The sequence below is a fragment of the Microbacterium sp. NPDC055665 genome (genome assembly GCF_053618035.1).
Genome location: NZ_JBSHGY010000002.1, coordinates 432193 through 452325, shown reverse-complemented (window position 1 = coordinate 452325; position 20133 = coordinate 432193). Strand labels below are relative to the sequence as shown.

21 protein-coding genes are annotated in these 20133 nt (G+C 69.7%); 11 read left to right on the top strand and 10 right to left on the bottom strand.

Translation table 11 applies throughout. The annotated features are described in order from the left end of the window. Window position 1: 1 nt before the first annotated feature. The gene (gene cycA, locus ACWGO6_RS07850; RefSeq protein WP_136041885.1) at window positions 2–1477 is read right to left on the bottom strand and encodes a D-serine/D-alanine/glycine transporter; all 1476 of its coding nucleotides are present in this window, start codon (window positions 1475–1477) and stop codon (window positions 2–4) included. A 155-nt stretch (window positions 1478–1632) separates the two neighbouring features. Between cycA and ACWGO6_RS07845 the strand changes: the two genes are divergently transcribed. Continuing rightward, on the top strand, window positions 1633–3105 hold the full coding sequence (locus tag ACWGO6_RS07845; RefSeq protein ID WP_136041886.1) for an MATE family efflux transporter: 1473 nt from the start codon (window positions 1633–1635) through the stop codon (window positions 3103–3105). A 137-nt stretch (window positions 3106–3242) separates the two neighbouring features. Continuing rightward, window positions 3243–3659: a hypothetical protein gene (locus ACWGO6_RS07840; protein WP_136041887.1), complete on the top strand. Its 417-nt coding sequence runs from the start codon at window positions 3243–3245 to the stop codon at window positions 3657–3659. Between the two features lie 4 nt (window positions 3660–3663). On the opposite strand, the gene ACWGO6_RS07835 is transcribed toward ACWGO6_RS07840, so the two are convergent. After that, the gene (locus ACWGO6_RS07835; RefSeq protein ID WP_452326380.1) at window positions 3664–5373 is read right to left on the bottom strand and encodes an AMP-binding protein; all 1710 of its coding nucleotides are present in this window, start codon (window positions 5371–5373) and stop codon (window positions 3664–3666) included. A 276-nt stretch (window positions 5374–5649) separates the two neighbouring features. After that, on the bottom strand, window positions 5650–6117 hold the full coding sequence (locus ACWGO6_RS07830; protein WP_452326379.1) for an Lrp/AsnC family transcriptional regulator: 468 nt from the start codon (window positions 6115–6117) through the stop codon (window positions 5650–5652). 112 nt (window positions 6118–6229) lie between these two features. Between ACWGO6_RS07830 and ACWGO6_RS07825 the strand changes: the two genes are divergently transcribed. After that, window positions 6230–7477 carry a trans-sulfuration enzyme family protein gene (locus ACWGO6_RS07825; RefSeq protein ID WP_452326378.1) on the top strand — a complete coding sequence of 416 codons (1248 nt, stop codon included), beginning with the start codon at window positions 6230–6232 and terminating at the stop codon, window positions 7475–7477. A gap of 33 nt (window positions 7478–7510) precedes the next feature. Here the strand turns inward: ACWGO6_RS07825 and ACWGO6_RS07820 are convergent, their stop codons facing one another. Further along, window positions 7511–7984 carry an acyl-CoA thioesterase gene (locus ACWGO6_RS07820; RefSeq protein ID WP_452326377.1) on the bottom strand — a complete coding sequence of 158 codons (474 nt, stop codon included), beginning with the start codon at window positions 7982–7984 and terminating at the stop codon, window positions 7511–7513. A gap of 215 nt (window positions 7985–8199) precedes the next feature. On the opposite strand from ACWGO6_RS07820, the gene ACWGO6_RS07815 reads away from it, so the two are divergent. The 3 genes from ACWGO6_RS07815 to ACWGO6_RS07805 all read left to right on the top strand — a co-directional run bounded on the left by ACWGO6_RS07815 (window position 8200) and on the right by ACWGO6_RS07805 (window position 10952). Then, on the top strand, window positions 8200–9627 hold the full coding sequence (locus ACWGO6_RS07815) for a hypothetical protein (RefSeq protein WP_452326376.1): 1428 nt from the start codon (window positions 8200–8202) through the stop codon (window positions 9625–9627). 117 nt (window positions 9628–9744) lie between these two features. Next, window positions 9745–10362, top strand: coding sequence for a ClpP family protease (locus ACWGO6_RS07810; RefSeq protein ID WP_452326375.1), 618 nt, complete (start codon window positions 9745–9747; stop codon window positions 10360–10362). Beyond that, window positions 10359–10952: a ClpP family protease gene (locus tag ACWGO6_RS07805; RefSeq protein ID WP_452326374.1), complete on the top strand. Its 594-nt coding sequence runs from the start codon at window positions 10359–10361 to the stop codon at window positions 10950–10952. The genes ACWGO6_RS07810 and ACWGO6_RS07805 overlap by 4 nt, the downstream gene beginning before the upstream one ends. A 155-nt stretch (window positions 10953–11107) precedes the next feature. Here the strand turns inward: ACWGO6_RS07805 and ACWGO6_RS07800 are convergent, their stop codons facing one another. After that, window positions 11108–11473 (bottom strand): helix-turn-helix domain-containing protein, encoded by a 366-nt coding sequence (locus ACWGO6_RS07800; RefSeq protein ID WP_452326373.1) that lies wholly within the window; start codon window positions 11471–11473, stop codon window positions 11108–11110. Window positions 11474–11537: 64 nt separating this feature from the next. After that, entirely contained in the window at window positions 11538–12461 is a 924-nt protein-coding gene (locus ACWGO6_RS07795; protein ID WP_452326372.1) for a helix-turn-helix transcriptional regulator, read from the bottom strand. 117 nt (window positions 12462–12578) lie between these two features. Between ACWGO6_RS07795 and ACWGO6_RS07790 the strand changes: the two genes are divergently transcribed. After that, window positions 12579–13451: an aldo/keto reductase gene (locus ACWGO6_RS07790; RefSeq protein WP_452326529.1), complete on the top strand. Its 873-nt coding sequence runs from the start codon at window positions 12579–12581 to the stop codon at window positions 13449–13451. Between the two features lie 38 nt (window positions 13452–13489). On the opposite strand, the gene ACWGO6_RS07785 is transcribed toward ACWGO6_RS07790, so the two are convergent. Both ACWGO6_RS07785 and ACWGO6_RS07780 read right to left on the bottom strand, forming a co-directional pair. After that, window positions 13490–13963: a MarR family winged helix-turn-helix transcriptional regulator gene (locus tag ACWGO6_RS07785; protein ID WP_136041897.1), complete on the bottom strand. Its 474-nt coding sequence runs from the start codon at window positions 13961–13963 to the stop codon at window positions 13490–13492. A 28-nt stretch (window positions 13964–13991) separates the two neighbouring features. Further along, entirely contained in the window at window positions 13992–14651 is a 660-nt protein-coding gene (locus ACWGO6_RS07780) for a GTP cyclohydrolase II (protein WP_452326371.1), read from the bottom strand. Between the two features lie 128 nt (window positions 14652–14779). On the opposite strand from ACWGO6_RS07780, the gene ACWGO6_RS07775 reads away from it, so the two are divergent. Then, window positions 14780–15799, top strand: a complete 1020-nt coding sequence (locus ACWGO6_RS07775; RefSeq protein WP_452326370.1) for a zinc-dependent alcohol dehydrogenase family protein — start codon at window positions 14780–14782, stop codon at window positions 15797–15799. A gap of 102 nt (window positions 15800–15901) precedes the next feature. Here the strand turns inward: ACWGO6_RS07775 and ACWGO6_RS07770 are convergent, their stop codons facing one another. Further along, window positions 15902–16840, bottom strand: coding sequence for a DMT family transporter (locus ACWGO6_RS07770; RefSeq protein WP_168429541.1), 939 nt, complete (start codon window positions 16838–16840; stop codon window positions 15902–15904). Between the two features lie 171 nt (window positions 16841–17011). On the opposite strand from ACWGO6_RS07770, the gene ACWGO6_RS07765 reads away from it, so the two are divergent. Further along, window positions 17012–17851 carry a sulfurtransferase gene (locus tag ACWGO6_RS07765; protein ID WP_452326369.1) on the top strand — a complete coding sequence of 280 codons (840 nt, stop codon included), beginning with the start codon at window positions 17012–17014 and terminating at the stop codon, window positions 17849–17851. On the opposite strand, the gene ACWGO6_RS07760 is transcribed toward ACWGO6_RS07765, so the two are convergent. Further along, window positions 17839–18762 carry a hypothetical protein gene (locus ACWGO6_RS07760; RefSeq protein WP_452326368.1) on the bottom strand — a complete coding sequence of 308 codons (924 nt, stop codon included), beginning with the start codon at window positions 18760–18762 and terminating at the stop codon, window positions 17839–17841. The genes ACWGO6_RS07765 and ACWGO6_RS07760 overlap by 13 nt on opposite strands. 303 nt (window positions 18763–19065) lie before the next feature. Between ACWGO6_RS07760 and ACWGO6_RS07755 the strand changes: the two genes are divergently transcribed. After that, complete coding sequence (locus ACWGO6_RS07755; RefSeq protein ID WP_452326367.1) at window positions 19066–19716, top strand: acyl-CoA synthetase; 651 nt, start codon at window positions 19066–19068, stop codon at window positions 19714–19716. After that, a complete protein-coding gene (locus ACWGO6_RS07750; RefSeq protein ID WP_136041903.1) occupies window positions 19713–20084 on the top strand; it encodes a hypothetical protein in 372 nt (123 codons plus the stop codon). The genes ACWGO6_RS07755 and ACWGO6_RS07750 overlap by 4 nt, the downstream gene beginning before the upstream one ends. The last annotated feature ends 49 nt before the right edge of the window (window positions 20085–20133 follow it).

The window sequence follows — 20133 nt, the reverse complement described above, 5'->3', positions numbered from 1 at the left end:
CTCAGTCCGTGTCGGCCTCCACCGAGTCGTCGCGCAGGTGGGCGATGTGCGCCGCATGACGTGAGAGGTGGTTCGGCGACTTCCGCACGAACAGCCACGCCACGAACAGCAGCACGAACCAGATCGGCGTCACCAGCAGCGCGGTCAGCGTGTCGGGCTGCGTCGTCAGCGCCCACAGGATGAACACGAAGAACGCGAGCACCACGTAGACCATGAACACCCCGCCCGGCATCCGGAACGTGGATGCCGCGACCTTGTCCTTGCGGGTGCGCCGGTACACGAGGTAGCTGCACAGGAAGATCGTCCACACGAACATGAAGCACAGCGCCGAGACCGTGGTCACCATGTCGAAGGCGGTGCCGATGTCCTTGCCCGCGTACAGCAGCACCACGCCGGACAGCAGCAAGATGCACGAGAGGAACAGGGCGTTCTGCGGCACGCGGCGGCGCGAGAGCCGGCCGAAGATCCGCGGGGCGTCGCCGTCCTGCGCGAGGCCGAACACCATGCGCGAGGTCGAGTAGATGCCGGAGTTGGCGCTCGACATGGCCGAGGTGAGCACGACCAGGTTCACGACCGTCGCCGCGATGCCGAGCCCGGCGAGGGCGAACATCGCGATGAACGGGCTCTCCCCGGCGACGTACTCGGTCCACGGGGTCACCGCCATCAGCACGATGAGTGCGCCCACGTAGAACAGCAGGATGCGGATCGGGATGGCGTTGATCGCCTTCGGCAGGTTGCGCTTCGGATCCTTGGTCTCGGCGGCCGCGGTGCCGACCAGCTCGACGCCGACGAACGCGAACACGGCGATCTGGAAGCCGGCGACGAAGCCCATGAAGCCGTGCGGGAACATGCCCCCGTGGTCCCACAGGTTCGAGAAGCTGGCGGTCCCCGCGTCGTGCTGGAAACCGGTGAAGATCATCACGAGTCCGGTGATGATGAGCGCCACGATCGCGACGATCTTGATCAGGGCGAACCAGAACTCCATCTCGCCAAACGCGGCGACGGTCGGCAGGTTCAGCGCGAGGAGGATCACGATCACGAGGACGCCCGGGATCCACAGCGGGATGCCGGGGATGAGGGCATCCGTGTATCCGGCGATCGCGATCACGTCGGCGACGCCGGTGACCACCCAGCAGAACCAGTAGGTCCAGCCGGTGAAGAATCCCGCCCACGGCCCGAGCAGATCGCTCGCGAAGTCGCTGAACGACTTGTACTTCAGGTTCGACAGCAGCAGCTCGCCCATGGCCCGCATGACGAAGAACAGCATGAAGCCGATGATCATGTAGACGAAGATCACCGACGGTCCTGCCACCGAGATCGTCTTGCCGCTGCCCATGAACAGGCCGGTCCCGATCGCCCCGCCGATCGCGAGCAGCTGGATGTGGCGGTTGCTCAGCGCTCGCCGCAGATGCTCCTCCTCCTCAACGGCTCCCGTATCGCTCCGGCTTCCGGTTCCCCCCGAATACTGCTTCGTCACTCTCGTCCTCCGGTCTACGTCGACGGTGTCGCTCCGACGGTACCTTTCACCATGCCGAGCGACAGAATCGAGATCCGGGATACCACTTCGCCGAATCGATTCGATAGTCTGGTTCGGCCCCGATCCATCCCCTCAGTTCTGCGAGCCGCTTCTTCATGGCCACCTCCCTCACCACGGGCCGCCCGTGGCGCGTCATCCTCGCCTTCTCCATCCCGCTGCTCCTCGGCAACGTGGTGCAGCAGCTGTACCAGTTCGCCGACGCGATCGTCGTCGGACGGCACCTCGGCGTCACCTCCCTCGCGGCGGTGGGTGCGACCGGCAGCCTGCTGTTCCTGCTGCTCGGTTTCGCCTGGGGGCTGACGAGTGGGTTCGCGATCCCCATCGCCCAGGCCTTCGGAGCGCGGGACGACGCGGCCGTGCGCCGCTCGGTGGCCACGGGAGTGCTCCTCAGCGCCATCACGAGCGTGATCCTGACGGTGGCGGCTCCTCTCCTCGCCGGCCCGATCCTCACCCTGCTGCAGACACCGCCGGAGCTGATGGCCGAGGCCACGATCTTCACGCAGATCAGCTTCCTCGGTGCCAGCGCGACGATGTTCTTCAACTACCTGTCCGCGATCATCCGCGCGATCGGCGACTCCAAGACCCCCCTGGTGTTCCTCACCGTCTCGTGCGCGCTGAACGTCGGGCTCGTCGTGCTGATGGTCGGCCCGCTCGAGTGGGGAGTGGGCGGAGCCGCGCTCGCGACGGTCGTCGCCCAGGCCGTGTCGGTCGCCCTGTGTCTCGAGTTCGTGCGCCGCCGCCTGCCGATGCTGCACCTGCGTCGGGCCGACTGGCGGATCACCGGGGACGACATCTCCGAGCACCTGCGCCTCGGCCTGCCCATGGGCTTCCAGGCGTCGATCATCGCGATCGGCACGCTCACGGTGCAGGTCGCGCTGAACACCCTCGGGGCGGACGCGGTCGCCGCCTACACGACCGGTTCCCGGGTCGACAGCCTCGCCGTCGCGCTGCTGTCATCGCTGGGCCTCGCGGTCTCGATGTACGCCGCGCAGAACCACGGCGGCCGCCGGCCCGATCGCATCCGTCGCGGGGTCGTCGAGGCCACCTGGATGGCGGTGGGCGCCGGTGTGGTGCTCGGCGGCCTGCTGATCGCGTTCGGCGCACCCATGGTGCGACTGTTCATCGGCGCCGGTTCGGACGAGGTGGTCGACATGGCCCACCGGATGCTCATCATCAACGGCTGCGGCTACTGGGCGCTCGGGATGCTGTTCGTGCTGCGCGGCGCGCTGCAGGGGCTCGGGCACACGCTCGTGCCGACCGTGACCGGCGTGATCGAGCTGGTGATGCGCGTGGGCGCGGCCATCGTGCTGGGCGCGTGGATCGGGTTCGACGGCGTCGCGCTGAGCAACCCGCTCGCCTGGATCGGCGCGATCGTGTTGCTGGTCCCGGCCTATGTGCGTGCGCACCGCGAGCTCGGCCGGCTTCCGGTCGCACCCGCCGAGGCCACCGAGACCTCGGCGATCGCGATCGTCGGCCCGACCGACGGCTCGATGGTCGTGGATGCCGTCGTCACCCAGCCGGTGCGCGTGCTCCGCGCCCGTCGCCTGCGGTGGCCGAGCCGCCGCTGACCCCTCGCCGCCCCCGATTCCACGCCGCGAGATCTCCGTCTGCAGGATGATGCGGATGGGACTTGAGACGGATGGCCTTTCCACGACACACTTCTAGTGTCGAGGTAGCGGAGTTTCCGCTGGACCGGGGGGTCGTCATGACGACAATGAGAGTGGCCAACGATTTGGCCGAGGTGATGGTGCCGATCGGGTACGTGGGCGCGGCGATCGCCGGTGCCTGCGCGATCGTCGCCGCGGTGGCCGTGATCCGCGGGTCCGGAGGGCTCGTGGGGGGCGCGGTCGGCGTGTGGATCGTGGGCGCGCTGATGAGTGTCACCGCGTCGTTCGCACAGCAGTGGCTGCCGCTGATACTGGCGTGCGCCTCACTCGTGGGGATGCTCGTGATCGGTGGGGTCGTGCGGGCCATCGTGAACGCGGCCGGAGTCGGGCGGACCGACGATCTTGCCGTCGGCACGCTGCCGCGTGTGGCCTCCACGGCCAAGCCGGCCGTGGTGTCGAAGTCGTCGCTCGCGACGAAGTCCGCCGCGACGGCGTCGATACCGGTCGTGCCCTGAGCGCTCAGCGATAGTCGCGGTCGCGGTGCTGTCCGGTCTCATCACCGGATTCGACCCGCGCCGCCTCTCGTGCGCGCAGCTCGACGCGGCGGATCTTGCCGGAGATCGTCTTCGGCAGCTCCGGCACGAACTCGATGATCCGCACCCACAGGTGCGACGACAGGCGGTCGTGCGCGTAGGCGAAGATCGCGCGGGCGGCATCCTCCGCGCTCGCGGCGGCATCCGGGGTCAGGCACACGTACGCCTTCGGTACGGCCAGACGCGTCGGGTCGGGGCTCGGGATCACGGCCGCCTCGATCACCAGGTCGTGCTCGAGCAGCACCGACTCGAGTTCGAACGGCGAGATCTTGTAGTCGGAGGCCTTGAACACGTCGTCCGAGCGACCGATGTACGTCAGGTAGCCGTCGTCGTCGCGCACCGCGATGTCGCCGGTGTGATGGAAGCCACCCGCGCGGGATTCCGCGGTCTTCTCGGGGTCGTCGTAGTAGCCGGCCATGAGTCCGAGCGGCGGCTGCGACAGGTCGAGGGCGATCTCCCCCTCGCTCTCGACGACCACTCCGGTGACCGGATCGAGCAGCACGACGGGGTAGCCGGGCAGCGGGCGTCCCATCGAGCCGACCTTGACCGTCTGACCGGGGGAGTTGCCGATGCAGGCCGTTATCTCGGTCTGCCCGAAGCCGTCGCGGATCGTGCCGCCCCAGGCATCGCGCACCCGGTCGATGACCTCGGGGTTCAGCGGCTCGCCCGCGCCGACCAGTTCGCGCGGCGGGTGGGTGAGACGGGCGAGGTCGGCCTGGATCAGCATCCGCCACACGGTCGGCGGCGCGCAGAAGGTCGAGACGTGATGCGTGTCCATCACCTGCATCAGGGTGTTCGCGTCGAACCGGTCGTAGTTGTAGACGAACACGGTCGCCTCCGCCAGGAACGGCGAGTAGAAGCTCGACCAGGCGTGCTTCGCCCAGCCGGGGGATGAGATGTTGAGGTGCACGTCGTCGGGCCGCACCCCGAGCCACCACATGGTCGACAGGTGCCCGATCGGGTACGAGACGTGCGTGTGCTGCACCAGCTTCGGCCGGTTCGTGGTGCCCGAGGTGAAGTACAGCAGCGCGGTGTCGGTCGCGGGGGTCGGTCCGTCGGGCTCGAAGGTGGTCGGCGCGGTGGCCGAGTCGGCGAAGCGTGCCCACCCCGTCGGGATGCCGTCGCCCACGCCGATGCGGAGGATGCCGGGGGCGATGTCCGCGAGACGGTCGGCGAGCGGGCCGAGGGTCACCACCGCGCTGGCGCGACCGTGTTCGACGCGGTAGGCGAGATCGGAGGCGGAGAGCAGCGTCGAGGTCGGGATCGATACGGCGCCGATCTTGGTGATCGCCAGCATCACCTCCCACAGCTCGATCGTGTTGTTGAGCATCACGATCACGTGGTCGCCGCGGCGGATGCCGAGGGTGGTGAGCCAGGCCGCGACCTGGTCGGAGCGCGTCGAGAGCTCGCCGTACGTCCAGGTGCGCAGGCTCAGGTCGGCCTCGACGATCTGCACCGCAGGACGATCGGGGTTCTCGCCGGCGATGACGTCGAACCACTCGAGCGCGAAGTTGAACTCCGGGGCCTCAGGCCAGGCGAAACCGGCGCGGGCCGCGGTGTAGTCGGTGGCGTTCGCGAAGAGGAAGTCGCGCATCTCGCGGATGGTGTGCGTGGCGGCGGTGGCGCTGCGGCTCATGGTGCTCCCTTGCTGGCGTGCGTTCCATCTTCGCGCACAGTCCGTCGCGCTTCGCCCGTTCCGGTCGCGCTTCGCTGGTTCCGGTCGCAGTCTCTGCCGCCTCGTGTTGAGCTTCGCCCGTTCCGGTCGCAGTTCCTGCCGCCTTCGCGCGCGCGGGGCGACAGAAAGTGCGACCGGAACGCAGGCGGTGGCAGGGCGACAGAAAGTGCGACCGGAACGCAGGCGGTGGCACGGAGGGAAGGGTGCGACCGGAACGAAGGCGAGGCAGGTCCGGGGTCAGCGGGGGAGCACGCCGGGGCCGTCGCGCAGCTCGAACACGAGCTGGGTCTCGGTGCCCCGCACGACCGGGTGCACCGTGATGTGCTCGAGCACGATGTCACGCAGTGCCGTCGCATCCTGCACGGCCACGTGCACCAGGAAGTCGTCGACGCCGGCGACGTGGAAGACCTGCAGCACCCGCGGGATATCGGCGAGCGCGTCGAACAGCGCCGTCACCTTGGCGCCGGTGTGGTTGGCGAGGCGCACCTTGATGATCGCCTGCAGGGGGAAGCCGAGAGCCGCCCCGTCGATGCGGATGCGGGTGTCGCGGATCACGCCCCGCTCGCGCAGCGCCCGCACACGGTGCGCGCACGTCGACTCGGCGAGGCCGAGGCGATGCGCCAGAGCCTTGTTGGTCGTCTCGGCATCCCGAGTGAGGATCGCCAGCAGCTCGAGATCCGTCTCGTCGAGTTGTGCTTTCGCCAATGTGCTCCCCTTTCGGACGCCGGATGCTGCACAGAATAGCGTTGAATGCCGAATCGATTGCGTGTTCTGTCGACTTCCTGCGCCGATGTCGTGATTCCGGCAACGTGGAGACATGACTGCACCGCTGCATCCCGACACCGTCGCCGTCCACAGCGGGCGCTCCGATCTCGAGGGTCTCGGGGTCCACGCGCTGCCGATCGACCTGTCGACCACGAACCCGCTGCCCGACATCGAGCGCGGCGGCGACTCCTACGAGGCGATGGCCACGGGTGGCCGCCCGCCCGCCGACGGCAGCATGGTCTACGCGCGGCTGTGGAACCCGACGGTCGCCCGCTTCGAAGAGGCGCTCGCCGAGCTCGAGCACGCGGAGGCCGCGGTGGCCTTCGCCTCGGGGATGGCCGCGATGACGGCGGTGATCCTCGCGCACACGGGGGCGACGGGCGCACGCCACGTCGTCGCGGTGCGTCCGCTCTACGGCGGCACCGACCACCTGCTCGGGTCCGGACTGCTCGGCGTCGAGACGACGTACTGCCACCCCGATGAGGTGGCCGCGTCCATGCGGCCCGACACCGGGCTCGTGGTCGTCGAGACCCCCGCGAACCCCACGCTCGACATCGCCGACATCGCTGAGGTGGTGCGTCAGGCGGGTTCGGTGCCGGTCGTGGTCGACAACACGTTCGCGACCCCGATCCTGCAGAACCCGATCGACCTGGGCGCCGCGATGTCACTGCACAGCGCGACCAAATACCTCGGCGGCCACGGCGATGTGATCGCCGGAGTCGTCGCCTGCAGCGAAGAGACCGCGGAGGCGCTGCGCCGCGTGCGGGCGGTGACCGGGGGGCTCCTGCATCCGCTCGGGGCGTACCTGCTGCACCGCGGTCTCACGACCCTGCCGGTGCGGGTGCGGCACCAGCAGGAGAGCGCGCGGCGGGTGGTGCAGTGGCTGATCGACCGTCCCGAGGTCGCCGAGGTCTTCTATCCGGGGCTCGACGGTGACCCGCGGGGCATCCTGGAACGGCAGATGCGCGGCACGGGCGCGATGATCGCGATGCGGATGCGGGGCGGCTTTGCCGCAGCATCCGCCGTCACGACCGCGACGAGCCTGTTCACGCACGCCGTCTCGCTCGGCGGAGTGGACTCGCTGATCCAGCATCCGGCCGCGCTCACCCACCGCCCGGTGCCGCCCGAAGCCCGCCCGTCCGCCGATGTGCTGCGTCTGTCGATCGGCCTCGAGGACGTCGACGACCTGATCGCCGATCTCGCCCAGGCGTTCGCGGCGGCGTCTTCGTCCGTCGAGCCACCCCTCTCCGTCCGAGCCACCCCCATGAGTGACGCGCGCAGGGGGGCCGTTCGCACATAGCGGGGTGGTTCGGGCGGTTCGCGGTCGCGGCAGTCAGAGCGAGGGGAGTCGGATCGTCCCTGTCGCGCTGTGCTCGGTCGGCATCCGGTCACGGTCGTAGGTGATCTCGCGGTAGCCGTGCGGGGTCGGCACTCCGTCCTCATCGAGGCTGACGAACACGATCTTCTCGATCGTCAGGATGCGCTTGCGCGTGATCATGTTGCGGGCGACCGCGCGCATCGTCAGCGACGTCGTGCCGAAGTGCGTGGCCTGCAGGCCGATCTCGATCAGGTCGCCCTGCACCGCCGATGCCTCGAAGTTGATCTCCGAGATGTGCTTGGTGACCGCGCGGTAGTTGCCCAGCTGCACGATCGCGTAGATCGCCGCCTCCTCGTCGATCCACTTCAGCAGGCTCCCACCGAAGAGGGAGCCGTTCGCGTTGAGATCCTCGGGCCGCACCCACTTGCGGGTGCGGAAGTTGAGTCCGTCTTCCGACCACTGCCAGGCCGGTGCCTTCTGCTTCGCCATGGGCACGAGAGTAGGCGGGGCGTGAGTCCGCGATGTTACGAGGCGTTTTCGGGGCGACGACGGACCGCCACAGGCTCCGTTTGTGGACTCACCACAAGAAACTGAGTGCCAGCGTCGCTGAGACTTGGTTTCGAGCGGCAAATCCGCGGGTCGTGTACCGGCGCGCCCATACAGTCACCCGTGGCAACGACGCCACTGACCCCCGGGAGTCCTCGATGACGAGTACGAAACCCCACGCGCACGGCAACGGCATGCGCATCGCCGTGATCGTGCTCAGCCTGCTGCTGGCCGCGATGGTGATCCTGTTCTTCGTGGTGACGAACAAGATCGCCGCCGGCGCCTCCGAACTGGCCGACGGCACGACCTCGGCGAAGGGCGGTTCGGCCGAACTCGCCGCCGGTGCCACCGATCTCTCGGACGGCGCCGACCGACTCGCCGAGGGCAGCGACGACCTCGCGTCCGGTGCTGCCAGCGCGAAGGACGGATCGCAGAAGGTGAGCGACGGTGCGACGAAGGCGGCAGCCGGCGCGACCACACTCGCGGAGGGCGCCGGAAGTCTCGCCGCAGGTGCCGCCTCGGCCGTCGACGGCGCGGGCAGGATCAGCGGGGGAGCCCAGACCGCACTCGCCGGAGCGCAGGAGCTCGCGTCGAAGCTCGTGAAGGCGGATGCCGGAGCGCAGACCGTCGCGACGGGAGCAGCGAAGCTCGCGGCCGGGGTCGACGGTGCTCATCGGTACACGAACGCCGTGCTCGACGGTGCGACCAAACTGAGGGACGCGTTGACGGCGGGCGTGACCCCCTCGGTGCAGACCCTCGCCCACCCCGACACGAAGACCGCCCTCCAAGGCCTCGCAGCCACCGCACCGGGCAACTCCCAGCGGCTCGCCGACGGTCTCGCCGGACTGCTCGCGGCCGACCCCGAGAACCCGACGCTGCAGGCGCTCGCGCGCCTCGCAGCCGGCGTGGATCAGCAGGTGGACGCCATGGCGGCACCGACGGCGGCGGCCCCCGCCCTCGCGCAGGGGCTCATCGGCGCCGCAGACGGTGCGACGCGCGTCACGGCCGGAGTGGGCGCGATCGTGAACGGCGACCCTTCGAAGGGATGGCCCGGAACCGTCGCCCTCGTCGACCCCGCAGCGGCCCCCGCCCTCGCCGCAGGAGCGCAGACCCTGAAGTCCGGCACCGCGCAGCTCTCGGCCGGTGCGACGAAGCTGGCCACGGGATTGCAGACGCTGTCCTCCGGAGCCTCCTCGCTGTACGCCGGCACCTCGAACCTCAGCGCCGGTGCGACCCGGCTGAACGACGGCGCGACCACGCTCGCCACGGGGGTCGGCACCCTCCAGTCCGGTGCCGGCGACCTCGACGAGGGCATCGGAAAGCTGGCGACCGGAGCCGATGCCGTGGCGCAGGGCTCGGGAGACCTCGCGGCCGGCGGCGACAAGCTCGAAGCCGGCGCCGCCGACCTGGCCGAGGGCAACGGCCTGATCGCGGAAGGATCGGGCACGCTCGCGACCGCCACGGCCGGAGCCGCCCCGTCGATGCTGCCCTGGATCCTCGGCATCGCGCTCGCCGGCCTGATCGCGATCGGCTTCTGGGTCGGTCATCGCGTCAGCCATCGCCGCTCCCTCGCCCTCGCCGCCTGAACCCACCCCTCCCCACCCCTGCCTGAGCGGATGCCGTCCCGCCGGCATCCGCTCAGGGCAGAGCGGCTCAGGGCAGAATCCGGCCGATCGCGTGCGGCGGCGACGGATGCTGGGGGCATGAGCGAAAACAACCCCTCCATCCCGCAGTTCGGCCCCGAGGCCCGGCGCGCGCTGTTCCACGAGCGGGTGCTCGTGCTCGACGGTGCGCTCGACGACGACAACGGCACGCTGCTGATGACGCAGCTGCTCGCACTGTCGGCCGAGGACCCGGTCGCCGACATCGCCCTCTGGATCCACTCGCCCGGCGGCTCGGTGCCGTCGATGCTCGCGATCCGCGACATCATGCGGCTGATCCCCAACGACGTCGCCACCCTCGCCCTCGGACTCGCCTGCAGTGCGGGGCAGTTCCTGCTCTCCGCCGGCACCCCCGGCAAGCGGCGGGCGCTTCCGCACGCGCGCATCCTCATGCATCAGGGTTCGGCCGGCATCGGCGGTTCCGCGGGCGAGATCGAGACGCAGGCCGACGACCTGCGGCACATGCGCGACACGGTGCTGGGTCTCATCTCGGCAGACACCGGGCAGCCCCTCGACCGCATCTTCGAGGACTCGCTGCACGACCGCTGGTACACCGCGGCCCAGGCGCAGGAGTACGGGTTCATCGATGGGATCGTGGCCTCGATCGCCGAGGTGATGCCGCGACAACGCGCGCGCGTCGGGCTGGGGGTGAACGCATGAGCACGTACTCGATCCCGAACGTCATTGCGCAGCATCCGCGGGGCGAGCGCATCATGGACGTCTACTCCCACCTGCTCGCCGAGCGCGTCATCTACCTCGGCACGGGCATCGATGCGGGGGTCGCGAACGCCCTCATCGCGCAGCTGCTGCACCTCGACGCGGACAGCCCGGAGAGCGGCATCCAGTTCTACATCAACAGCGAGGGCGGCGATCCGGGGGCGGCGCTGGCGATCTATGACACGATGCAGCACATCCGTCCGGCCATCGCGACGACGTGCGTCGGGCAGGCGATCGGCCCGGCCGCGCTGCTCGTCGCCGCCGGAGAATCAGGGCAGCGTGCCGCCCTGGCCCACGCCCGCATCGTGCTGCATCAGCCGGCCGGGCAGTCGCGCGGCGCGATCCCCGACCTGATCCTCGCGGCCGACGAGGTGGTGCGGGTGCGTTCCGACATGGAGGAGATACTCGCCAGGCACAGCGGTCGCACGGTCGCAGAGCTTCGCGCCGACACCGACCGCGACCGGGTGTTCACGGCATCCGCGGCGCTGGACTACGGGCTGATCGACACGGTGCTCGGCCCGCGGGCGGTGTGAGTCGGACGCTTCCCTCGGACGGATGTCGGGAGGATGCACGGATGTCGGGAGACACGCCGTGGTTACTCCCGACATCCGTGAATTCTCCCGACAGGTGGCACCGAAAGGGCGGGTCAGGCGGTACCGAAAGGGGCGGGTCGGGCGGGTCGGGCGGCTCAGGCGGCGAGTGCGAAGGAGCCGCGCGACACAGACGCCGAGACCGACAGCGCAGCGGATGCCGGCTCCGCGGCCGCGCGCAGGTCATCGGCCACGGCGCTCGTGAGGTCGATCAGGCTCGTATCGAGTGCACCGGCGATCGCTGCGATCATCTCGCTCGACGGCTCCTTCAGTCCTCGCTCGACCTCGGAGAGGTACTGCGGCGAGACACCAGCCTTCTCCGCTGTCTCGGTGAGGGTCTCGTCGCGGTCGTGTCGGCGGCGACGCAGCTGGTCGCCCAGCAGTTGACGCCACAGCGGCTCGGGACCGTTCGACTTCGGGCGATCGGTGCGAGGGGTGCGCGGGAACGAGATCAGGTCGGCCATGCCTCACGATAAACCGCGGCATCCGGCGGGTTCGAGCGGTTCTGCTCAGAGCAGAACCGTGCGCTCAGGCGTCGGCGCGGCCGGCGGTGCGTTCGGAAGCGGTGCGTTCGGAAGCGGCGTCGGGTGCCGGCGCCTCGGATGCCGCCGCCTCGGTCGCCGCCCAGCTGGCGAGCATCCGCAGCTTGTCAGCCGATGCCGTCCCCGGCTCGGCCGTGTACGTCGAAAGGTGCAGTCCGGGGTCTGCCGGCAGCGCGAACGCCTCGTAGGTCAACTCGATCTCGCCGACCACCGGATGCGCGATGCGTTTCACGCCCGTCCGATGGAAGCGCACATCGTGGGCGGCCCACAGCGTGCGGAACCGCTCGCTCCTCGTCGAGAGCTCGCCGACGAGGTCGGTCAGCTTCCGGTCGAACGGGTCGCGTCCCGCCTCGCCCCGCATCGCCGCGACCAGCTCCCGGGTGTTGCGATCCCACTCGGGGTAGAAGTCCTGCGCGGCCGGGTCGAGGAAGGCGAAGCGTGCGCTGTTCGGCTTCGGCTGCGCGAACACGGGGGCATAGAGAGCGCGGCCTAGCGCGTTGGCGGCCAGGTAGTCGAAGTAGTTGTTGCGCACCACCGCCGGGGCCTCGGTCATCGCATCGAGCAGACGGAGGATGCTGGCGCGCAGCTCACCGGACTTCTTCCGCGGAGTCCGCACGATCGGTGAGGCGTTCGCGGCGCGGGCGAGGTCGAACAGGTGCGCCGTCTCGGCTTCGTCGAGCTGCAGCGCCCTGGCGAGGGCGTCGAGCACGCTGTCGGAAGCCCCGGACAGGTCGCCGCGTTCGAGGCGCGTGTAGTAGTCGACGCTGACGCCCGCGAGCAGCGAGACCTCTTCGCGGCGCAGTCCCGGAACGCGGCGGTTGCCGCCGAATACGGGCAGGCCCGCCTGGTCGGGGGTGATGCGGGCGCGCCTCGTCGAGAGGAATTCGCGCACCTCGCTGCGGGTGTCCATGCTCCGACGCTACGCCTTCCACGTCGGACGAGGGAGGTACTGGCGGTACCGGGCAGAGAGGGGGTATGCCAGGCCCTCCCTCCGATCTCGACGGCGGCGCACACTGGAGGCATGACCATGAATCTCACCCTCAACAACGGCGTCACCATGCCGGCTCTCGGCTTCGGCGTCTTCCAGGCAGCTCCCGAGGAGACGGTGGATGCCGTCGCCACCGCGCTCGAGACCGGCTACCGGCTCATCGACACCGCCGCGGCGTACGGCAACGAGCGCGAGGTGGGGGAGGCGATCCGTCGCTCCGGTGTCCCGCGCGAAGAGGTCTTCATCGAGACCAAGGTCTGGATCAGCGACTACGGATACGACGAGACGCTGCACGCGTTCGAGAAGTCGACCGGCAAGCTCGGAGTCGACCAGCTCGACCTGCTGATCCTCCACCAGGCGCTGCCGACCCGGTTCGACCTGACCGTCGGGGCCTACAAAGCGCTCGAGACGCTGCTCGCCGACGGCCGCGTCCGCGCGATCGGGGTCAGCAACTTCATGGTCGACCACCTTGCGCGTCTTGCCGAGCAGACGAGCATCGTGCCGGCGATCAACCAGATCGAGGTGCATCCCTATTTCTCGCAGCGCGCCGTGCAGGAGGCGGATGCCGCGGCCGGCACGGTCACCCAGGCGTGGTCGCCGATCGGCGGGATCACCGCGTACCGCCCCAACGGAGCCTCCGTCTTCGACGACGAGACCCTCCAGGAGATCGCCGTCGCGCACGGCAAGTCGCCCGCCCAGGTGATGCTCCGCTGGCACCTGCAGCAGGGCCGCTCGGCCCTGCCGAAGTCGGTGCGTCCGGCACGGATCGCCGAGAACTTCGACGTCTTCGACTTCGAGCTCACGGCGGCGGAGCTGTCTTCGATCGACGAGCTCGACACGGGCGAGCGTCGCGGCCCGGAGCCCGAGGACGTCACCCTCGAGACCTTCGGTCGCGCGATCCCGGAAGCATGATCCGGATGCGGTCGCTCCGGGGCTGAAGCGGCCGCCGGCTACAGTGCCGCGGTCACGCCGGGCAGGAGCTTGCCGAGGATCGCCCCGAGCTGCCCGCGCTCCTCGTCCGTGAGCGGGTCGAGCACGAGCTCGCGCACCTGCTCGACGTGCACCGGCGCGGCCGTGCGCAGCATCTCGCGGCCCTCGGCGGTCAGGGCGGCCGAGAGCGTGCGCTTGTCGGAGCTGCAGGATGTGCGTTCCACCCAGCCGCGCTCCTCGAGCGAGTCCAGGGCATGGCTCAATCGCGAGCGGCTGAGTCCGGCGATGCGGGCGAGCTCCGTCATCGTGACCGTGCCTTCACCCCGCCCGGCGAGGGTGATGAGGATCGCGTAGCGGGCGTGGTTCAGCCCGACCTCTTCCTTCAGGGTGCGGTCGAGCACCTGCGGGAGCAGTTGGACGAACCGGATGACGGGGAGCCAGGTCGCCATCTCGCCGTCGTCGAGTCGACGCGGATGCTGCGGCTCCGCGGTCATGGCGCCCTCCTCGAGTGTCACTCCTGTGTCACGCCGCCGACAGGTCGAGTGTGTGCGCGGTGTGGTCCCGCTTGGCCTGCAGGTAGCGGGAGTTGGCCTCCGACAGGTGCACCTCGGTGCGCACGCGCTCGGTCACGCGGATACCGAGTGCCTCGAGCTGCACGGCCTTGTCGGGGTTGTTGCTCAGCAGACGGATGCCGTCGACGCCGATCGCGTTCAGCATCTGCGCGGCGACGGTGTAGTCGCGCTCGTCCTCGCCGTGACCCAGGGCGACGTTCGCCTCATAGGTGTCGAGTCCGGCATCCTGCAGCGCGTACGCGTCGAGCTTGGCGTACAGACCGATGCCGCGACCCTCCTGGCGCAGGTACAGCAGGAAGCCGCCTTCGTCGGCGATGCGCTCGACGGCCTCGCGCAGCTGGGGCCCGCAGTCGCAGCGCTCCGAGCCGAAGACGTCGCCGGTCAGGCACTCGCTGTGCGGGCGGACCAGCGGTGCACCCCCGCCGTCGACGGCGCGTTCGAGTGCCGCGCGCCAGTCGCCGAGGCCGAGCAGCAGGTGCTCGCGGCCGTCGACCAGGCCGTCGAAGGTGACGACATCTGCGGTGGTGGAGAAGCCGTCGCCGAAGCGCAGCGGCACGCGGACGCGGGTGCGTTCCGTGGCGACCGGAGCGACGGTTGAAGTTTCAATCATGTCGGGTGCAACGCGCCGCTCGACGAACTATTCCCGGGGATCGCGATCCGAGGGGTGCCCCGACAGAGCCTCCCACCCGGGACGGAATGGGCGTTGACTGGATCCACACGACAGAAGGAGCAGCACGAATGCGTGGAGTAGTCATGTACGCCCCCGGCGACGTCCGGGTCGAGGAGCGCGAGAAGCCGACGATCACCCGGCCGACGGATGCCGTCATCCGGCTCGCCGCGACCTGCATCTGCGGGTCGGACCTGTGGCCGTACCGCGGTGACGACAACGTCGACCACGCGCCGATGGGTCATGAGTACGTCGGCGTCGTCGAGGAGATCGGCGACGAGGTGCAGACCCCGAAGGTCGGCGACTTCGTGGTCGGTTCGTTCATGGCCTCGGACAACACCTGTGAGATCTGCCAGGCGGGCTACCAGTCCCGCTGCGTACACGTCGTCCCGATGGGAAAGTACGGCACGCAGGCCGAGTACTCGCTGATCCCGCACGCCGACGGCACGCTCGTCGTCACGCCCGGGCAGCCCGACGCCGACCTGATCCCCTCGCTGCTCGCGGCATCCGACGTTCTCGGCACGGGCTGGTTCGCGGCGGTCGCCGCGGAGGCGGGACCCGGCAAGACGGTCGCCGTCGTCGGCGACGGAGCGGTGGGCCTGCTCGGCATCCTCGCTGCCCGCGAACTCGGCGCCGAACGGATCATCGCGATGAGCCGGCACGCCGACCGGCAGGCACTCGCGCGCGAGTTCGGCGCCACCGACATCGTCGAAGAGCGCGGAGACGAGGGGGTGGCGCGCATCAAGGAGCTCACGAACGGGCTCGGCGCGCACTCGGTGATCGAGGCGGTCGGTACGCAGGAGTCGATGATGCAGGCCATCCGCTCGACCCGCCCCGGCGGACATGTGGGTTACGTCGGCGTCTCGCACGACGTGGCGCTGCCGGGCGAGGAGCTGTTCTTCTCCGGCGTGCACCTGCACGGCGGCCCCGCCCCGGTGCGGCGCTTCCTCCCCGAGCTGATCCAGCTCATCTGGGACCGGAAGATCGACCCCGGCAAGGTGTTCGACCTCACCCTCCCGCTCGAGGACGCCGCCGAGGGCTATCGCGCCATGGACGAGCGTCGCGCGACCAAGGTGCTGCTCACGCTCTGACGACGCGGGCATCCGCGCGTCCGCGACCCTCGCCCCGCGCTTCGCCCCGCGCTTCGTGCGGTGAAAAACAGTTCTGACGGCCGGATCCGCCAGATCCGGCCGTCAGAACTGCGATTGGCCGTCGGAAGGTGCGGTCGTTTCGGTGCCCGCCTGCGCCGCCCGCCGCCGCCGACGAACGAGCTTCAGCTCGCTGGCCAGGATGCCGAGCACGACGAGCGCACCGCCGATGAGCGCTGTCGCGGGCAGGCGTTCTCCGGCGATACGGCCGATGACCCCTGCCCACACCGGCTCTCCGGCGTAGATGATGGTCGCGCGCGTGGGGGAGACCGACTTCTGGGCCCAGTTCATGGTCAGCTGGATCAGGCAGCTCGCCGCACCCAGCCCCACCGCGCAGCCGACCCAGATCCACGAGAACTCCGGCACGCTCTCACCCACCACCGGCATCGTGAGCAGCCCCAGCACCCCGGCGGTCAGCAGCTGGATGACGGTGATGCGGCCGAGGTCGATCTTCCCGGCGAACAGGCTGATCAGGATGATCTCGGCCGCGATGGGCAGAGTACTGATCATGGTGACGATCTCGCCCGTGCCGAGGGTGAGCGCGAAGGCGTCGGGCCCGGCGATCAGCAGCAGCCCCACGAACGCCAACCCCGCGCCCACGAAGGCCATCGCCGGCGGGCGCTTGCGGAACACGGCCCACTGCGCGAGCGGCACCAGCGGCACGTACATCGCCGTGATGAACGCCGAGGTGCTGCTGTCGATCGTCTGCAGCCCGAGCGTCTGCAGTCCGTAGCCGAGGTAGATCATGATGCCGATCGCGACGCCGGCGCCGACATCGCGCCAGCGGATGCCGCGCAGCACCCGGCGGAAGATCACCACGCTGATCAGCCCGGCGATCAGGAACCGGATGCCGACGAAGAACCAGGGCCCCGAGTGCTCCATCGCCCAGTGCACGAGCAGGAACGTGCCGCCCCACACCGCGGTGATCGCGATGAGCGCGGCCTCCTGCGGGCGGAACCGCATCCACCGAAGACGAGAGGGCATCGCTGGCCCTTTCTCGACGTTGCCGGATCGAGCATAGTCGCCCACCCCCACCCTTCGAATCGCGCAGAGGGTTCGACTCGGCCGTCGGATCGGGCCATTCGCGCGATTCGAAAGTGACACCGGAAGACGGCCACGGACCGGATGCCGCTGCGGACTCGGTAGCCTCGCAGGATGAGCGACTTCGTGAGTGCATCCGAGCTGGACGACCTGCTGAGCGGAGGTGCGCCCGTGCGTGTGATCGACGTGCGGTGGCGGCTCGATCGACCCGAGGCCGGGCATGACGACTACCTGACGGGCCACATCCCCGGTGCCGTGTTCGTCTCCCTCGACACCGAGCTCGCCACGCACGGCGAACCGTCGGAGGGGCGGCATCCGCTGCCGTCGACCGCCACGCTCCAGGCCGCGGCCCGTCGCTGGGGCGTCCGGGCGGGCGACACCGTCGTGGCCTACGACGACTTCAAGGGCATCTCCGCGGCGCGCGCCTGGTGGCTGCTGCGTCAGGGCGGCGTCGATGTGCGGGTGCTCGACGGCGGCATCCGCGGCTGGCAGGCCGCGGGGTTCGAGGTCGCGACCGACGACGTGGTGCCCGAGCAGGGCGACGTCGTGCTCGACGAGATCGGCGGCGACGCGCTGTCGATCGACGAGACGGCCGCGTTCCCGCAGTCGGGCGTGCTGATCGACGCGCGAGCGGCAGACCGGTACCGCGGCGACTCGGAGCCGTACGACCCGGTCGCCGGACACATCCCCGGCGCGCGGAACCTCCCGGAGCCCGTGCACTTCGATGCTGCGGGCCGGATCCTCGACCGCGAGACGATCCTCGCGTCCTTCGCCGAGATCGGGGTGACGCCCGGCACTCCGGTCGCCGCCTACTGCGGATCCGGTGTCACGGCCGCGCACACGGCACTCGTCCTGCACGAGGTGGGCATCGACGCCCGGGTCTTCCCCGGCTCGTGGAGCCAGTGGTCCAACACGCCTGGCCGCCCGGTCGCCACGGGCGATCAGCCCGGCTGATCCTCCCGCGGGCCGTAGCCCCAGTGCAGCCCGAGCGCGCCGGGGCCGAACGCGCGACGCACCAGGTGCACCGACGTCCCTCGGGTGAGTGGCACGTCGGTGACGGTGACGCCGTCCGGAGTCTCGACCCGTTCCTCGCACCAGTCCGGCACAGCATCCGGGTGGAAACGCGTCCACACCAGCAGCTCTCTGGCCTTCTGCGCCAGGGCATGGCCGGTGTCGCGCATCGGCGGATAGTCGGGCGGATACGTCACCGACCACTCGACCATCGCGGTGTCCGGTGCGGTCAGCGGCACGTCGAGTTCGAAGAGCACCCCGTGCACCTCGCCGTCGGGGTGCGAGTATCGGGCGGTGATGCGTCCGCCCGACACCGCGCTCAGAATCGGCGCGGGGGTGCTGACGCCCGGCGTGATCTCGAGGAACGGGATGGCCGTGATCGTGCCGATCGTAGACTGCACGATGCTGCGCGTGATGCTATAGGCGACGTTCCCGTCGGCGTCGACGTCGGTCACGGAGTGGGTGGTCAGCTCGCGCGAGGTGTCGGGGTACGACGCGCCCAGCGCGCTGAAGGCCATCATGACGGCGCGCTCGAGCTCCTTCTCGTCGAGGGGGAACTGGTTCGGTCCGAGCGGACCGGTCCTGTTCGTGGGGCCGAGGTGTCGGCGCAGCGCCCCGGCGTCGAGACAGAGGAGATCCTCGATGTCGACCAGCGCGGCGAGCGACTGCGCACCTTCCGGGCGACGCGCCCCCGAACGCCAATAGCTGAGCGTCGCCATCGACACCCGGTTCCCGCGCATGTTGAGCTGCTGATGCAGCCACGACAGCGTCACGTGCCTCGCGTTGATCGCGTCGCGCAGAGTCGCCGCGAAAGCATCGGAGCCGGACCTGCGTTCGTCATACTCGTAACTCATCACAGCCCCCGTCCGGTATGTGAATACCACCGTCCTAAAGTGAGCATACGACCGCACGCGCACACCTCAGGGGACCGGGTGGGCATGTGGGGTCACTTGGTCGTCATCGCAGGCAGGGTGCCCGACCCTGCGAGACCGACCTGACGCAGTGATGCCCCCCGTGCTGCGTACGTCGTGAAGCCCGGCAATCGATCTGGGGAGATCCGCCGGGCTTCACGAATCCTCCTCGGCACGCCCGTCGGCGTCGCGGCTCCGCGCCCCCGCGTAGACTGGGAGGAACACCCCGGAGGACTCTGGACCGTCATGTCTGCCCCTGCTCGCGCATTCACCATGCGCCACGTGCAATTGCTGCGCGCGCTGTTCGCCGCCGTCGCCGCACTGATGATCACGTTCTCATCGGACCACTCCGCCCCCGTCGGCCTCTCGGTCTTCAGCGGCTTCGTCTTCACCACTGCTCTCGTCCAACTGCTCGCGGCGTGGCTGGTGCTCCCGGCGGGTTCGCGCTGGTCGTACATCCTGCTCGCCGCGCTCGGCATCGTCGCCGGCGGTGTGAGCGGCATCCCGGCCTGGCGTTCCGACGACCTGTTCTTCATCGTCGTGTCCACCTGGGCGATCGTGAGTGGCGGCGTCGAGATCCTCGCCGGCATCCGCTCGCGTCGTACCGCTGATCCGCTGTCGCGCGACGCGATCACCGTCGGCGCGCTGGGCGTGCTGCTGGGAATCGTTTTGCTGCTGATCCCGGCCGACTTCCTCCAGGAGTACACGATCGACAAGGCCGGCACGTTCGTGCTGTCCGGCATCATCCTCGGTGTCGGCATGTTCGGCGGCTACGCGGCGATCGTCGCGGTCTTCCTTGGCATCGCCGGACTCACCCCGAAGCGGGTGGATGCCGCCGCCACGGCCACCGAATCGAATGACAGTGCCGCCCCCGCGGAGCACGGAGGAGAGCGATGAGCGACGAGAAGCCCACCCGTCGGGACATCCTGCGCCCGCTGCACCTGCTGCTGATCGCGCTGGGCTGCGGCGTCTTCGCCATGGTGGTCACGCTCGTCTCCACCGGCGCTTTCACCGCGCGTGTGAACACGGCGATCGCGAACGGCACCTACGACGGTCTGACTCCCGTCGCGCTGGGGCTCGTCGTCGGCGGAGGAGCGTTCATCGTCACGCTGCTGATCCTGGCGATGCTGATCCTCGCGGTCGACCCCGCCGACGTCACCAAGACCATCGACCGTCCGGTGCTGTACGACCCGGAGCCCGAGGGCGAGGCGCTCGAGGGGGAGACCCCCGATTCCGAGGCGCCGGGTCGTCCGGCATCCTCCTGAGCAGCTGAGCATCGGGCCCGCGCGCTCGGTTGCTCGCGCTGAACATCGG